Annotated in this window: 12 protein-coding genes; 3 read left to right on the top strand and 9 right to left on the bottom strand. The window is 49.0% G+C overall.

Features of this window, described 5'->3' with window-relative positions; genetic code table 11:
* Positions 1 to 206 precede the first annotated feature (206 nt).
* Positions 207 to 2,258, top strand: coding sequence for an NAD-dependent DNA ligase LigA (ligA, locus tag F0P94_RS00870; RefSeq protein ID WP_150901814.1), 2,052 nt, complete (start codon positions 207 to 209; stop codon positions 2,256 to 2,258).
* A 283-nt stretch (positions 2,259 to 2,541) separates the two neighbouring features.
* Complete coding sequence (dapA, locus tag F0P94_RS00865; RefSeq protein ID WP_150901813.1) at positions 2,542 to 3,405, top strand: 4-hydroxy-tetrahydrodipicolinate synthase; 864 nt, start codon at positions 2,542 to 2,544, stop codon at positions 3,403 to 3,405.
* 122 nt (positions 3,406 to 3,527) lie between these two features.
* Here dapA and F0P94_RS00860 read toward each other — a convergent pair whose 3' ends face one another.
* Both F0P94_RS00860 and F0P94_RS00855 read right to left on the bottom strand, forming a co-directional pair.
* Entirely contained in the window at positions 3,528 to 4,265 is a 738-nt protein-coding gene (locus F0P94_RS00860; protein ID WP_150901812.1) for a (Fe-S)-binding protein, read from the bottom strand.
* Positions 4,266 to 4,267: 2 nt separating this feature from the next.
* Positions 4,268 to 5,116: a hydroxymethylglutaryl-CoA lyase gene (locus tag F0P94_RS00855; RefSeq protein ID WP_150901811.1), complete on the bottom strand. Its 849-nt coding sequence runs from the start codon at positions 5,114 to 5,116 to the stop codon at positions 4,268 to 4,270.
* A gap of 460 nt (positions 5,117 to 5,576) precedes the next feature.
* Between F0P94_RS00855 and F0P94_RS00850 the strand changes: the two genes are divergently transcribed.
* The gene (locus tag F0P94_RS00850; RefSeq protein ID WP_150901810.1) at positions 5,577 to 9,278 is read left to right on the top strand and encodes a BamA/TamA family outer membrane protein; all 3,702 of its coding nucleotides are present in this window, start codon (positions 5,577 to 5,579) and stop codon (positions 9,276 to 9,278) included.
* A gap of 41 nt (positions 9,279 to 9,319) precedes the next feature.
* On the opposite strand, the gene F0P94_RS00845 is transcribed toward F0P94_RS00850, so the two are convergent.
* The 7 genes from F0P94_RS00845 to F0P94_RS00815 are packed head-to-tail and all read right to left on the bottom strand — an operon-like array spanning position 9,320 to position 15,998.
* Positions 9,320 to 10,393 carry a hypothetical protein gene (locus F0P94_RS00845; RefSeq protein WP_225307078.1) on the bottom strand — a complete coding sequence of 358 codons (1,074 nt, stop codon included), beginning with the start codon at positions 10,391 to 10,393 and terminating at the stop codon, positions 9,320 to 9,322.
* On the bottom strand, positions 10,390 to 12,027 hold the full coding sequence (locus F0P94_RS00840; RefSeq protein ID WP_150901809.1) for an NAD(P)-binding protein: 1,638 nt from the start codon (positions 12,025 to 12,027) through the stop codon (positions 10,390 to 10,392). Before F0P94_RS00840 ends, F0P94_RS00845 begins: the two co-directional genes overlap by 4 nt.
* 1 nt (position 12,028) lies before the next feature.
* A complete protein-coding gene (locus F0P94_RS00835; RefSeq protein WP_150901808.1) occupies positions 12,029 to 13,540 on the bottom strand; it encodes a polyamine aminopropyltransferase in 1,512 nt (503 codons plus the stop codon).
* Positions 13,541 to 13,546: 6 nt separating this feature from the next.
* Complete coding sequence (locus F0P94_RS00830) at positions 13,547 to 13,765, bottom strand: DUF350 domain-containing protein (RefSeq protein ID WP_150901807.1); 219 nt, start codon at positions 13,763 to 13,765, stop codon at positions 13,547 to 13,549.
* Between the two features lie 7 nt (positions 13,766 to 13,772).
* The gene (locus F0P94_RS00825; protein ID WP_150901806.1) at positions 13,773 to 13,958 is read right to left on the bottom strand and encodes a hypothetical protein; all 186 of its coding nucleotides are present in this window, start codon (positions 13,956 to 13,958) and stop codon (positions 13,773 to 13,775) included.
* Between the two features lie 2 nt (positions 13,959 to 13,960).
* Positions 13,961 to 15,328, bottom strand: coding sequence for a DUF4178 domain-containing protein (locus F0P94_RS00820; protein WP_150901805.1), 1,368 nt, complete (start codon positions 15,326 to 15,328; stop codon positions 13,961 to 13,963).
* On the bottom strand, positions 15,315 to 15,998 hold the full coding sequence (locus F0P94_RS00815; protein WP_150901804.1) for a DUF4178 domain-containing protein: 684 nt from the start codon (positions 15,996 to 15,998) through the stop codon (positions 15,315 to 15,317). Before F0P94_RS00815 ends, F0P94_RS00820 begins: the two co-directional genes overlap by 14 nt.
* Between the last annotated feature and the right edge of the window lie 159 nt (positions 15,999 to 16,157).

Raw genomic sequence — 16,157 nt, 5'->3', positions numbered from 1 at the left:
CCGTCTTAATCGAGCCGTGGGATTTGTAATCCCACTTTCTTAAAATTAACTAGACTATGCACTAAGTTTCCTGAGTTAGTATTTATAAATAAAGGCTGCCCCCAAAGGCAGCCTTTTCTTTTTTCGCTTAAATTGCTACCGTTTTCAACCGTTTTCCTGACAAGCTTTTTCGTACTTTTGCCTTAGCCGAACATTCAGAGATTACCATGACCGAAGCCCAAGCTGCCGAACGCATTGCCGAACTTACCCGCCAGATAAACCATTACAACCACCAGTATTACCAGAACAGCATTTCGGAAATTACCGATTTCGAGTTCGATATGCTGCTGGAAGAACTGACGAAACTGGAAGCTGAATTTCCGGGCTTAAAAGCGCCTAACTCCCCTTCCCAGCGCGTGGGCGGCACCATCACCAAAACCTTCCCGACGGTTTACCACCAGTACCCCATGCTTTCGCTTAGCAATACCTATTCGGAAACCGAGCTCCGCGAATTCGACAACAGGGTGCGGAAAGTATTGGAAGGCGATTTTGAATACGTATGCGAATTGAAGTTCGACGGCGTGGCCATGAGCATGACCTATGAGAACGGCGAACTGGTGCGCGGCGTAACCCGGGGCGACGGCACCCGTGGCGACGACGTTACGCCCAACGTGCGTACCATCAAAAATATTCCGCTTCATTTACAGGGCAAAGATTTTCCGGAGAAATTTGAAGTGCGCGGCGAGGTTTTCATGCCTTTTTCGGTATTCGAACAACTGAATAAAGAACGCGAAGACATTGGCGAAGCCTTACTGGCCAATCCGCGAAACGCTGCTTCAGGCACCCTGAAAATGCAGGATTCTTCCATCGTGGCCAAACGCAAATTAAGCTGCTACGTGTACGGCCTTTTAGGCGAAAACCTGCCTTACGAAAGTCATTCCGAAGCCCTGGAAGCCTTAAAAAAATGGGGTTTCGATGTTTCGCCAACCTACCGCAAATGCCACTCGATTGACGAGGTTTGGGACTTTATAAACGAATGGGAAAGCAAACGCTTCGAACTCCCGATCGGCACTGACGGCATTGTGGTAAAAGTTAACAGCTACGCCGAGCAGGAGGAACTGGGCTATACGGCCAAGAGTCCGCGGTGGGCCATTGCCTACAAGTACAAAGCCATGAACGCCGCTACGCCGTTGCTCGATATTATTTACCAGGTGGGCCGCACGGGCGCAGTAACGCCGGTGGCTTTGCTGAAGCCGGTTCAACTGGCGGGCACCACCGTAAAACGCGCTTCCCTGCACAATGCCAACGAGATCGAGCGCCTGGATATTCACGTAAACGATACCGTTTTTGTAGAAAAAGGCGGCGAAATCATTCCGAAGATTACCGGCGTGGATACAAGCAAAAGGCAGCCCAACAGCCCGAAAGTTGCTTACGTCGACCATTGTCCCGCTTGCGGCAGCGCCTTGATCCGGGCCGAAGGCGAAGCAAATTTTTACTGCCCGAACGAAGACGGCTGTCCGCCCCAGATCAAAGGCAAACTGGAGCACTTCATTTCCCGCAAAGCCCTGAACATTGAAAGCCTCGGAGAAGGCAAAATAGAGCTGCTTTTCGACCGCGGCCTGGTGCGCACCCCGGACCAGTTCTACGACCTTACTTTTGAAAATCTTTTCGGGCTGGAAAAAACGTTTGTGGATGAAGAGACCGGCAAAACCCGCAAAGTTAGCTTCCGCGAAAAAACGGTAGAGAATATCCTGAACGCCATCAACAAATCCAAAGAAGTGCCTTTCGACCGGGTGTTGTTTGGTCTGGGAATCCGGTTTGTAGGAAACACCGTAGCCCAGAAATTAGCCGCACACTTCCGCACCATCGACAACCTGAAAAATGCTACGCTGGAAGAATTGGTAGCGGTTCCGGAGATCGGCGAAAGGATCGCATTTTCGGTGCAGCATTATTTCAGCCGGCCCGAACACATTACTATGATTGAACGGTTGCAGGCCCAAGGATTACAATTCAGCTTGCCTGAGCAGGAAAATGCCGGACCGGTTTCTGAAAAACTATCGCCGCATACGTTTGTTATTTCCGGAGTTTTCGAGCAATTCAGCCGCGACGAATTACAGGACCTGATCACCCGAAACGGCGGCAAGATCGTAAGCTCCATTTCCAAAAAACTATCGTACCTGGTAGCCGGCGACAAAATGGGACCTTCGAAACTGGAAAAAGCAAATTCCCTCGGCGTAAAGATTATTTCCGAACAGGAATTTCTGAAAATGCTTGAATAAATTCGATTGTTCGATACTCGATTGTTCGACTTTAGATTGTTCGAATGTTCGAAGTTCGAATTTTCGATTTAAAATTTAATCGGGAATATTCAGTTTAAAGTAAAATGGTACTGAAAAACGGTACTGAAATCAATAAAAAGTTAAATAAAATAACTGTATCCGGTTTATTAAAGAGCTGGGTCGAAACATTAAAATATAAAAAACAAAAAAGTCGAGAATTCGAACTTCGAAAAATCTAAAGTCGAACAATCGAGTATCGAACAATCGAAAAATCGAAAAGAAAATGGATAAATTTAAAGGAACCGGGGTAGCGTTGGTTACTCCTTTTGCCAAAGACCTGAGCGTAGATTACGAAGCCCTGAAAAAGCTGCTGGATTTTGTAATTCATGGCGGGGTAAATTACCTGGTTATTAACGGCACTACTGCCGAATCGGTAACTACCACCAAAGCGGAGAAAAAAGAAATTCTGGATACGGTGCGTAAGCACGTAGACGGCCGGGTACCGCTGGTTTACGGCATTGGCGGCAACAACACCCAGCATGTGCTAGAAACCATTCAGGAAACGGATTTTCACGGCATCTCTGCCATTTTATCGGTAAGCCCTTACTACAATAAACCCTCGCAAGCCGGTATCTATCAGCATTATATGGCCATTGCCGATGCCTGCCCGGTTCCGGTGATCCTGTACAATGTTCCGGGCCGCACCGGCAGCAACATGACCGCCGAAACTACCCTGAAACTGGCCCATCATGACAACATTATCGGCATTAAAGAAGCGTCCGGAAACCTGGAGCAGTGCATGCACATTGCCAAGAACCGACCGGAAGGCTTTTTGGTAATCAGCGGGGAAGATATTTTAACGGTTCCGATGATCTCCTTCGGCATGGACGGCGTGATATCGGTGCTGGCCAACGGCTTCCCGGGTAAATTCAGCCACATGGTTAAATTGGCTCTGGAAAATAACTTCAAAGAAGCTTCCCAGCTCATGTTCGACTTCCTGGACCTTAACCCGCTGATGTACGAAGAAAGCAACCCGGTTGGCGTAAAAGCCGTGCTTGAAATGTACGGAATTTGCTCAGCCACCGTGCGCCTGCCGCTGGTAGAAGCTTCCGCGGGCTTAAAGAATAAGATCCAGAATTTAATGTAATTTCTTTGAACACGATTTTCAGGATTTTAGGGATTTACAGGATCATATGAGATTTTTCTTTCTGATATGTCTTCCCTGTAAATCCTGCCAATCCTTTAAATCCTGAAAATCGTGTTCAAAAATTACCACCCACTTGCCAGTACATCGGCAATGTGCATGGTTTTCAGCGGAATGTTGTTTTTCCTGATATACGCTTCCAGGTGCATTAAGCAGGAGGTATCGGTAGAGATAATGTAAGACGCGCCGGTGGCCAGGGCGTGCTCTACTTTTTGCTGGGCCATAGCTACCGAAATTGCTTCGAACTTCACAGCAAAAGTGCCGCCGAAACCACAACAGGTTTCCGTATCGGCCATTTCCACCAGTTGCAGCCCATCTACGTAATGCAGCAAAGCCCGCGGCCCCGCCTTGATCTTGCACTCCCGCAAGGCGCTGCAGGAATCGTGGTACGTGGCTACTCCGTTTAAACTGGCGCCCGGTATCTTTTCAATATCGAGCACTTTGGTCAGGAATTCGGTGAACTCGTAGACTTTGCGCTCCATGCTCCGGTAATTGATAAAGCGCGGCGATGTAACGAACATATCGGCGTACGCGCCCCGCACGTGCCCTACGCAGGAAGCCGAAGGCGCAACGATGTAATCGGATTCATCGCTGATAAAATCGTCGAGGAACTTGTTGGCTACTTCCAGGCTGGCATCGTAGAAACCGGCATTAAAAGCCGGCTGACCGCAACAGGTCTGGTTAGCATTGTAGCGCACCTGGCATCCCACCCGTTCGAGCACCTTCACCATGTTCATACCCGTTTCCGGGTACAACTGATCCACGAAACAGGGAATAAAAATATCTACTTTGATCTTGGCCATGCTTAATGCGCAAATACAGAACCGGCCTGTGCCAGGGCGGAGGCAAATGCAGTTTCGTTCAATCCTAAATCAACACCTTTTTGGTTGAAATATTGTACCATATTTTCGGTAGCCATATTCCCCACCAGTTCATCCTTGGCCATCGGGCAGCCCCCAAAGCCTTTCATGGCCCCGTCGAAACGGCGGCAACCGGCATTATACGCGGCTTCCACTTTCTCCTGCCAGGTATTCGGATTGGTATGCAGATGCGCGCCAAACTCAATGTGTTTAAACGCTGGGATCAGGTTCGAAAACAAATAAGTGATATTCTCCGGGTTGGAGACGCCAATGGTATCGGAAAGGGAAATGATCTTTACCTGCAGCTTATCGAGTTTTTGCACGAATTCGCCTACGGTTTCCGTATTCCAGGGCTCATCATAAGGGTTGCCGAAGCCCATGGAAATATAGGTTACCAGTTCCTTGCCGTTCTTCACGCAAACATCCTGGATCTGAGCTAGCTCCTCAAGCGCCTGGGCAATGGATTTGTTCGTGTTGCGCTGCTGAAACATTTCCGACATAGAAAGCGGGAAGCCCAGATATTTGATCTCTCGATGCGTTGCTGCCTGCTCCGCACCGCGCAAATTCGCAATGATGGCTAGCAGCTTGGTTTTGGTCGCGCTCAGGTCAAGGCCAGCCAGCACTTCCTCCGTATCGCGCATTTGCGGAATGGCTTTCGGCGAAACAAAGCTGCCAAAATCCAAAGAGTCGAACCCGACCTGCAATAAGGTATTCAGGTACGATATCTTGGTTTCGGTAGGAATAAATTCGGTGATACCCTGCATGGCATCGCGCGGGCATTCAATTATTTTCATAAGGTCGGGCTCCAACTAAATGGCCGTAAATATACACAATCTGCTGTAAGGAAATTGCCGGAAAAAGAAAAAGAGAAGCGCATTTTTTAGAGGAATCTTTACGCTTTTTGGCCTTCCATTCTGAAATTATCCCATAACTCAAATTTCATTGCCGTCTGCTTTAGCTGACGGAAAGCAGGCTAATCCTTCAGAGGAAATATTTTGGCTAAAGCCGGAATAAGAAATCTTTTAAACCGTCAGCTAAAGCAGACGGCAATGAAATTCAAATACCCAAACTCATCAGGGCATTACCGAACCTGATAGTACCTGTGGTTGTTGAATAAAATTTGAAATATAGCGAACTAAAAACCTGATCAGTAATTCTAAAATCCTTTAACAATGCTACGCAATAAAACCTTAACTTGCTTTCGCTAGTACACACAAATTTGCACAACTAAAGCATTCCGAACACGCTTTACCCATGTTAAGATTTCTTGCGCTGCTCTCTTTTTTCTGCTGCTTCCGTACTGTTTTTGCTCAAAACGCCCCCTACCCGGTTTTCCTGATCGGCAATACCGCCACCAAACCTGTTTCCGCGGAAAATTATACACTTTTAAAACAGGAGATAGACAAACAGACCGTACCATTTGCCGTTATTCACCTGGGCGATATTGCTTTTAATAAAGGCTGGCCCGAAAATCCTACCGAAGGAGAAAAACTGCAGCTGAACCAGTTGCTGAACCTGGTGAAAGATAATCCCAAAGGAAAAATTTTTTTCATCCCCGGCGACAAAGATTGGAACAACTCCGGCAAAAACGGCCTGAAAGCGGTGAAGCGCCTGGAAAAATACATCAATGCCAACCTGCCTTTTAAGAACGGTTTTTTGCCGGGTACCGGCTGTCCCGGCCCGGAAGTGCTGGACGTAAACCCTTTCCTCCGGATTATTGCCATCAATTCGCCCTGGTGGATGCACCCGTACGACAAACCGGAAATTACCGATACCGATTGCAAGATCCTTTCGCGCCAGGAATTTGCCGAACAGCTGGAAGAAGAAATTGTAGAATCCGGCAACCGCAACGTGCTCGTCGTGGGGCATCATCCGTTGGTTTCCAACGGCGTTTACGGCGGCCGCATGACGCTTAAAAAACACCTGTTCCCATTTTCGGATAAAAACCCTAAAAACCGTATTCCTTTGCCTGGTTTGGGCAGTATTTACGCCGCTTACCGCCAGAACATTGGCACGCCCCGCGACATGGCCCACGAGGATTATGCCGCTTTTCGGAAGCAAATGCTGAATATTTTTAAGCAGAACCCGGGTTTGATCTATGCTTCTTCGCACGAATACAATTTACAACTGAACCAGACCGACGAAAGCTACCACATCATTTCCGGCAGCATTACCGAAAAGGAACCGCTGGGCAAAGAGCCGGCTTTGTTGTTCGGCGCTGCCAAAACCGGTTTTGCCCGCCTCGATTATTTCCCGAACGGCGAAGTGAACGTACATTTCTTCGGTATTTCCGGAGCGCGGTTTACCGAACTTTATTCCCAGACTCTGTTCCAGTCGCCCTGCCTGGATGTGGCCCAGCAGGTTGCGCCATTAAACCGATACCATATCCCCTGCCCCGAAACGGATACGGTGCCGGGCACGGACCTGGATGTGGTAAACGGGAAAGTAACAGTTGCAGCCGGCAAACAATACCGCGCCAATCCGTTGAAACGCCTGTTTTTCGGCAATCTCTACCGCACCACCTGGACGACCCCGGTGCAAGTGCCTTTGCTCGATCTTCGAAGGACCTACGGCGGCCTGAGACCGGTTGGGCCGGGTGGCGGCCGGCAAACCATTTCCCTGAAATTCAAATCCAGGAACGGCCGCGATTACGTGTTCCGCTCTGTGGATAAGGATCCGATAAAAGCCTTACCCCTGACGCTTCGCAACACTTTTGTTACCGACGTATTGCGCGACATTATGGCTACAGCTCAACCCTATGGCGCCCTGATCGCTTCGGCCCTGCTCGATTCCACCGACATCCTGCATGCCCGGCCCCGGCTCTACGTACTCCCCAACGATCCGGCCTTAGGACCTTACCGGGTAAAATATGCCGGCCTTTTCGGAATGCTAGAAGACCGGCCCATCGATCCGCCCAAAGGTAAAAAGGGTTTTGCCAATGCCGACGATATTACCCGCTCCTACGGCCTTTTCCGCAAACTCTACGACGACCACGATAACCGCCTCGATGCCTACGCCTTCGGCAAGGCCCGCGCCTTTGATATCTGGGTGGGCGACTTTGGCAAGCACGACGACAACTGGCGCTGGGCGGGCTACGATACTCCCGGCGGCGAAAGAATTTACAAACCCATTCCCCGCGACCGCGACCACGTTTTTTCCCGCTGGAACGGGATTATTCCCTGGCTCGCCGATCAGCCGTTCGGGGTGAAAAGCATTCAGAATTTCGGGTATAATTACAAAGGCATCCGAAGCCTAACCTACCAGGCGCGGCACCTGGATAGGGCGCTGCTGCAATCGCTTTCCCGCCAAGACTGGCAGAAAATTGCCGCCGAACTTCAGCGCGAAATGACCGACGCAACCATCGATAAAGCCATTGCCGCCGAACCCGCCGAAGTGATCCCGGTATCGGGCAACGAGATCGGCAATAAACTGAAACACCGCATCAAAACCCTGCCCCAGGCCCTGGATGAATATTACGAAGACCTGGCCCTGGTAGTGGATATTGTGGGTTCGAACAAAAACGAATATTTCCGGGTGGAACGCCTTGAAAACGGTACGGTACGGGTGCAGGAGTTCGAAAAAGACAAAAAGACGGGCGGCCCGGAAGGCGAAGCCTATTTCGACCGCACCTTCTATCCGAAGGAAACCCAGGAGATCCGCATTTTTGCCCTGGACGGGAAGGATGTGGTGGAGATTACCGGCAAAAGCGAAACCAGCATCCTGGTGCGCGTGATCGGCGGCGGCGGCGACGACATTATCCGCGACAATTCCGTTGTACCCGGCCCTAAGCATTACACCCGGGTGTACGATACGCCGGATACCGAGCTGCAGGCAGGCCCGGAAGTAAAGGATTTCCGCTCCAATAAAATCGGGGTGAACGATTACAACCGTCAGGAATTCCGCTACAACTATATGTCACCGGTACCCGCGGTAATATACAACCGCTCCGATGGGTTGGGCGCTTCGCTGAACGTGAAATTTGGCCGCTACGTGTTCCGGGAACCCGATATTAAAAGGCTATATTCCTTCAACATTCGGGGGACGCAACGGGGAGCCTTTTTATTGAGTGGAACCGGAATCTGGAACAGTGTTTTCGGTGGTTGGGGTTTTGGCGGCGGCATTACGTACGGCAATTTCTTTCCTTTTTATAATTTCTTTGGCCTGGGAAATAATACGACTAAAAACAACGATCTCTACAACGAGCGCTTCTACCAGGCACGTTACAAAGGCGTACGCGTAGAAGGTTTTACTCATACCATATTCCTCCGGAAAAGCTTTTTAAAATTCGGTCCTTTGTATGAGAACCTGAATTCCAGTATTGAAGCAGGCACCATTTTAGCCGAAAGGCCGGAGGGGGAACTGATCGTGGGGAAAGAAAGCTTGCTGGGCGGGAATGCCGAACTCGATTTCGATTTGCGCGACAACGTTACCTTTACCCGCCGGGGCCTTCGCTTTAATATTCAGCATACCACCTACCACCGGCTGAACCGGGAGAAAAACACCTTTGGCTTAACTGAAACCTACGGCCAGTATTTCCTGACGGCACGGGTTAAAATTCCGGTTACCCTGGCCACTAAAATCGGCGGGGCAAAAAACTACGGCACAAACCTGCCCTTCTACAAATACACCTCCCTGGGTTTACGCGATAATTTGCGGGGCTACGTAAACAATCGTTTCTTCGGCGACCGGTCCGCTTACCTGAACACCGAACTGCGTTTCCATTTAGGTCAGCTCGCAAATCCGGTGCTGCCATTTTATTACGGAATCGTAACTTTTTACGACCAAGGCAAAGTGTGGTACCGGGGTACCGATGGCGAAGGGTGGCACCGCGGCTACGGCGCCGGTTTTTACATTGCCCCGGTAGAAGAACGCTATGCGCTCAGCGTATTATTCGGGCATTCGAAAGAAGAAGCGCTGCAAGTAATGTTCTCGCTGGGACTGGTGCTGGACAGGTAAAATGGTAGGGTATTAGAGGTAAAAAAGCAGGTGGACACGGTTTAAGTCAGGTTTTTATCCCGGGAAACTTTCCAGATAAATCCATCGAGGATATAATGCGTGAGTTGCGGCACGGCTAAAAACGGTACGACCAGGGTTAGAAAGGCTTGGTCTTTTACAGCCGGGAAAAACTGAAAAAAAGAAAAAGCTTCGGGATGTTCCTGCCAGACAAGCGCGTCCCAGAAACCTTCTTCTAGAAAAGCCAACCCGAAGATAATACCTAGGAACAAGAATAACCCGGCAGTACTGAACGTGTACTTTAGCAGTTTTCCGCTTACCGTTGAAGTGTCCGTAATCTTCTTTTTCCGGCCATAAAACCAGATTAGTGCCATGTACGGAATGCCGTGCGAAACCACATTGAAAAGTGTAAAAACCAGGTCGCCGTTGAAATGCACGATGCCCAGGTACCAGGACATAGCCGTTCCGGTTACCACCAGATTCCGGGGAATATTGGCCGATTTATGCTTGAGCGAAAACCTTAGCTCTTTCACTAGAAAAAGTACGATTAATATTCCGTAACCCCATGTCATTAATGGCAGCAACTCCGGCAGATCCAACACCACAAAATCCCCGGCTATAAACCAGTTGAAGTTCCGGTTACCTTCTAAATGCCAGTAAAGCAAAGGGTAAAGCGTAGCCGCATAGATCATTCCTTTATCGATCCGGTGCTCCCAATTGGTTTTAACTTCGCGACGCGAATAAAGCTGCATGAAGCCGTATTGCTGCCGTACAAAATGAAAAACCGCCAGGTAAGCCAGTACCCGCCAGAAAATCAGGCTTCCCAGAGAATACAGCAAAATACCAATTATCAAGCCCGCCAGGGGCGCCCAAAGGAAAAGCTGCCGGTGCTGCTGCAAAGCTTCCTTATCGAAATAGGTCCGGAAAAGCGTGCTGTAAACGTGCCCCACATCAATCAGCAGGACCAGTACCACCCAGGCTTCCAACGAAACGCGCTGATTAGCCTGCTGAAAGAAATCCGGGAAAAACAGCACGGCCAATAAGCATAAGAACGGCGGCGCCAGCACAAACAAACCATCGCTTACAGGCCCGTGCAGCCAGGGTTGCTTCAATTTCATGCTTTACCCTCCACCATCCGCTGCGCTGCCCGGATACCCTGGTAAAAGGCTTCTTCGAAAATAGAAATGCCGCTCAGGTCGGTATGGGCAAAAAAGATCTTATCAAGAACCGGCTTTTCGGCAGCGGCTTTCTCCTCTCCCCAGATAAATCCAACGGAAGGGCGGATCATGCCGTGGCCCCAAATCCAGACATCCAGATTCTTCACGTTTTCGCGAATGAAAGGATGCGCCTTTTCCAGTTCCGCCAGGATTAGTTCCGCCCAATCTTCCTGCTTTTTTTCGTAGGCCATCCGGCGGGCTTTTGCCGGGTCTTCATCCGGCAACGGCAGGTAAAACGTAATTACCGGATTTTCCGGATAAATTTGTAATTGCTGATGATTGGCCAGTACATACCCCAAAGATTTGCTGCCATAAACTACATTGTCCCAGCTAAGCGGAACGCCCCGTCCGGCCGGCGGTGATTCCAAAGCCAGATTTGCCACTGCCCAGGGAGCATACGAAAAAGCCTTATAATTCCGGTTACCACCTTGCTCCGGCTGAATATTTAGGATGCGTTCATTTACAAATTGCGGCGTTGCCAGTATGCATTTACCGGCTAAAATCCGGTGGTAAGTATTTTGGGCAATATCCAGATAATCAATGGCTACGTTGCCCTTAACTAAACTTACTTTGTAAACTAATTTTCCGGTTCTGATGTGCTTTTCTAACGGCTTCCGTAAACGTTGGGCAAGCCAGTTGTTTCCTTCCGGCCAGGTAAGTACCCGGTCGGGATCGGTATTGGCGGCCTGGGCTTTCCGGCCAGCAAAGTAATGGATTCCGGCCCAGGCCGAGGTATCTTTCGCATCCGTCCCGAAATCGTCGCGGCAGCAATAATTCACGTACCAGTGCAGGTAATCGGAAGTTAACTTATTCTGAATCAGCCATTCTGCCATAGTCAGCTTATCTAACCGGCGGAAATTTTCATCTGCCGAAGAAGCTGAAATCGGAATGGTAAAAGCAAATTTTCCGTCGGTGCCTTTGGCCTGCTTCATTTCTGCCATCAGCTCCAGGAAACGGTTAATTTGTTTCAGATCCGCTTCCGGCACGCCCCAGTTCGGCACGAGGCCTTCCTGCCAGTGACCGTTAATGTAAAGCCTTTCTTCCGGATCAAAGCACAAACATTCATCCCGGTAAATGGGCAAGCCAGCTGCATTAAAGCCGGTTATTACTTCATTTTCCTGCAGGAAGGCTAAGAGCTCGGTCAGATCGTTATTGGGTAAAGGCAGGTAGTGCGCTCCCCAGGGAAAAACGGTGTGCGCATTTTTTCCGCCCCTGGAATTGCCGCCGGTTTCTTCTTCCAGTTCCAGTAAACAGAAATCCTGATCGGAATTTTGCTTCAGCCAGCATGCTGCCGATAATCCGGAAATCCCCCCGCCTATAATTACCACATCCTTCGTTTCGGTTTGGGTGGGTACAACGCTCAGCGCCTTCCGGAGCAAATGACCGGCTTTAAAATCAGGCCCTTTTAATTTTCCGGGAATTACTTTTTTCGTTTCCGGCACACAGGCGTTTAAAATACTGCCAGCCAGCGGTAAGCCGGCCAACGCTTTAAAACTCTGAATCAAGAATTTTCTTCTGCCCTTTTCTGCTGCCATTTTAATTCAGGTACTTCCCCCACTCCTTTTCAAAATAATGCACCAGTACCTGGTTGTTCAGCTTATTCACTTCCGTTTGTTTGCCGGGCATATCCTTCGGGAATACGCACATCTGCTCGAAAGTAGCTTTGTTCAGAAACTTCAGTTCCGGTAAAAATTCCTTTTCCAGTTTAAAACCGGGTTCTAAAGTAGCCATTACAAATCCCCAGTCGCCGAAGGAAGGCACGTGGGCATGGTAAGGCAGGGTCCGGAAACCGACCGCCTGCAAGGTATTTACCACGCACCAGTAAGAATTGGGTGCCACAAACGGCGAAGTAGCCTGAATAACCACTTGTCCGCCCGGAGCCACTACCCTTTTAAGCTGGTTGTAAAACGTATTGGTATAGAGTTTTCCCACCGAATAATTTCCCGGATCCGGAAAATCGACCACCACAAAATCGAACTGCTCGGTATTGGTTTTTATCCATTGGAAGGCATCGGCGTTTACTACGGTTACCTTAGGCGATAAAAGTGATTTCCGGTTCAGATCAAGCAAAGAGGCATGATGCGTAAAAATATGGGTCATTTCCTTGTCCAGGTCAACCAACACAACTTTCTTCACGTCCGGATAACGCAAAACTTCCCGCACCGCCAAACCGTCGCCGCCGCCTAATACCAGCACTTTTTCCGGCTTTTCGATACCGTTTAAGCCCGGATGCACCAGGGCTTCGTGATACCGGTATTCGTCGGCGCTGCTGAACTGCAGGTTCCCGTTCAGGAAAAGCCGGTAATCGTGGGAATTTTTGGTTAGCACAATCCGCTGATACGGCGATTGGGCGGTATACACTATTTTATCGGGATAATTCAAACTTTCGGTAAAAGCCAGGATCTTATCGGAGTAAACCATACCGGCCATCAGAAATAAAATAGCCATTACACAGGTTCCTTTCAGGTAAGTTGCCCAGCGAATTTCGCGGTTAAAGTAAAAGCAAAGCACCAAAGCCACCACCGCGTTGAATAAACCAAACAGATAAGAGGTGCGCAAAATACCTAAGAACGGTACCAGAAACAGCGGAAAAACCACCGAAGCCAGCAACGCGCCGATATAATCGAAAGTAAAGATCTGGGATACCAGGTCTTTGAATTCGAACCGGTCTTTGAGAATGCGCATGATCAGCGGGATTTCCAACCCTACCAGAATGCCGGTTAAAGCCACCAGCAAATACAGCACCAGCCGGAACGACTCCACCCGATCGAACAGCAGGTAAAGCAAAGTAGAACTGCTGCCACCCACTACCGCCACCAGCACCTCTATCTGGATAAACCAGGCAATAAGGTTGCGGTTAAAGTACTTGGAAAGATAACTGCCGATGCCCATGGAAAACAGGTAAGCACCGATAATGGTAGAGAACTGGGTTACGGAATCGCCTAACAGGTAACTGGCCAGCGTACCGGCTACCAGTTCATAAACCAGTCCGCAGGTGGCCACCACAAACACCGAAAACAACAGCAGGGCCTGAATACTAATGCGCATGTTAATTTACCCGTGAACGGCCGAAGCAATAATGATGGCAATGGCTAAAATAAAAGCGCTTAAAATAACGGCAAGGGCCAGGTTCTGCCTTTCCAGGATCTCTTTCCAGAGATTTTCGGGCGTAATTTTTTCCAGGATCCAGAAAGAAAGGGCCAGAATGAGAATGCCGATAAAGGAATAAACCACCGACGAAACGATGTACTTGTAGTTCAGGTATGCTTCCATGTTTTAATTATTTATGATAGGAACGGTAATGGTGGGAATTTCCGGAATGCGTACGCACGCCTTCCGGTTCGTATTCTTCTTTGTCGTCGCCGAGCAAACGCGAACCAGCAAAACCGGCGTACACAAAGTAGCCCAGCAGAAATGCCAGGTAAACCATAAAAATATTGAAGGTCGAGAGTTTAAACTTTTTCATCCTTATTGATCGTAGGGCGAGAAATCGGAGTTCATCCAGCGGCGCATTTCAAAGTTCTTTTCCCGGAAATACTGAATGGCCGGAAACGCAGTGATCAGCAGCAGGATGATCCAGAAATTAGACCAGACCGGCACATCGTTTTCCAGCTTCAGGGTAAAAAAAGGAACATTTTGCTGGGACTGGTACGGCCGGATAAACGTCTGGTATTCGCCGTCCGGCAAAGCCGACAGCAAGGTTTCCGTCGAATGATTTCCTTCCGACCACGAATAGCCGTCTTCATAACCGGAATAATATTCCACGCCCAGTTCAAAATCGTATTCCTGCATGGTAGTCGTATTCCGGAGCGTAATGGCCGTGGCAAACCAATCGTTCTGAACCGGCGCAGACAAGGAAACGAGCATATTGGAAGATCCTAATAGGCCGGTGCTCAACTTAAAAGCAGGCCCTACAATAGGAGGCTGTTCCGCTGAACTGGTGTTTACCGAAAGCAAATAGGATTGCGTAACCGGATCGGTTTCAGGACCCGGCTGTACCGGAGGTGCAGCTGCTGTGGCAAAAGTAAATTCGGTATTTGAAATTACTTCTTTCCTGGCAATTATCATAAAGAACAGGTGCAGGAACAACAAAGCAAGCGCCGCTATTACCGAAATCTTCTTGATCTTCCCGAAGGAAAGCCCCCCGGAAAGCGGTTCGGTAGCGCCGATCCCGATCTGTTGCGGCATTTCCGCCTGCAGCCCGAAAGCCTCTTTTATAAGTTCCGGCTCCAGGTATTCACCCAAAAGCCAGGTAAGCTGCTTTTCGGTTTTTATGCGGGTAATAATGTATGGCGGCGCAACATATTCCGTGCAAAAGGGACTGCCGGAGGTTATGTTCCAGAAAAATTCACCGCTGGCGTAAACCACTTTGGAATAATACCGGTGGAACAGGTTGAACGTCGCGCCTTCATACACAAAGGAACGGTGCAGGTTATTGCCGTGCGAATAATCGTAGATCGGCTGAAAGAAATTCCAGTGCCCGTTGAATTCCGAAAGGTAAGCATACCCCTGCACCGGGTTAAACAAAACATACTCCCGCCACCGGTAATGGCTGTCGCGTTCCTGATAAACAATGAATCCGACTACCGTAAACGGCACACCCTTTAACCGGCCTTTGGCGCCCAGAGGCAATACCGGCGGCAAGGTGTATTTTTCAAATTGCTTTACCGTAAGCAAGCCGCCTTCCCGGATCTCAAAAATCCGGTCGCACTTGTTACACACAATATTGCGGGCCTGAGCATAGGTATGGCAGGGCAATTCCTGGCTACATTTCGGGCAGGTTATGCTGCTGGTTTCCGGCAACTTTTCTAAAACTTCAACTTCAGCGCCAATCATCGTAGTTGCGGGTATTCTGTAAATTCAGGGAAGAAAATTCCACGTAATTGCCGGTAAAAATTTCGATGCGCGGGGTTTGGTACACCCCCTTTGGGGCATCTGCTTTCTTCTGGGGGTAAATGTTTACCAGCGCCATCGCCCCGGAAGGGTTTATGAAAAACAAGGAGATAAAACCTTTCAGCCCTAAAACCAGATCGTTTACTTCGCCTTCGGCAAGCGTAAGGCGGTGCTCATCCAGCATTTCGAGCTCGAAGGAAATTTTATTGATCTCTACTTTTTTTCCCGGAACGGCATTAGCAAAAGTTTCGGCAACTGTATTATTATGGGCTTGAAAAATACTGTAGTTTCCGGCCCAATCGCCAAGCCAGCTCTCCCGGCCATCGCTGAAAACTATTTGCCAATGGTTGCGGTAACCGTCCTTGAAAAGATACTGATACCGGCCGACCACCTCAAATTTTATTTCCCGGAACGTGCCGGTAGTACCTACCCGGATCACGCTCATTTCTTCCTTCACCTTTTCGGTTACCGGCGCTTCTTTTTCCGGGATGGAGAGGCGGTAGTTCAGCGCCCGGCAATTGGTGCAGATCACGCAATTGGCCTGTTCGGTCCGGAAAACCAACGATCTTTTACAATTTACACAACCAAAAAACTGGCCGACCTTTTGAAGCATTTATGAAGAAAGCGTAAAGGAAGCAAAATTAGCCTTTGTTTTGAATAAAGCCATAACCTTATCCGAATTTATTGAATTTGTTTGTCTTAGAATTTATTTGCTTTTCCTACGTTTGTATCCGTATGCAAAGACAGCCTTCCTTAAACCATTGTTCACCTT

The organism is Adhaeribacter soli (assembly GCF_008727925.1).
GTDB lineage: Bacteria > Bacteroidota > Bacteroidia > Cytophagales > Hymenobacteraceae > Adhaeribacter_A > Adhaeribacter_A soli.
Note: the sequence above shows the minus strand (reverse complement) of the source record. Positions and strands in the feature narration are given on the sequence as shown.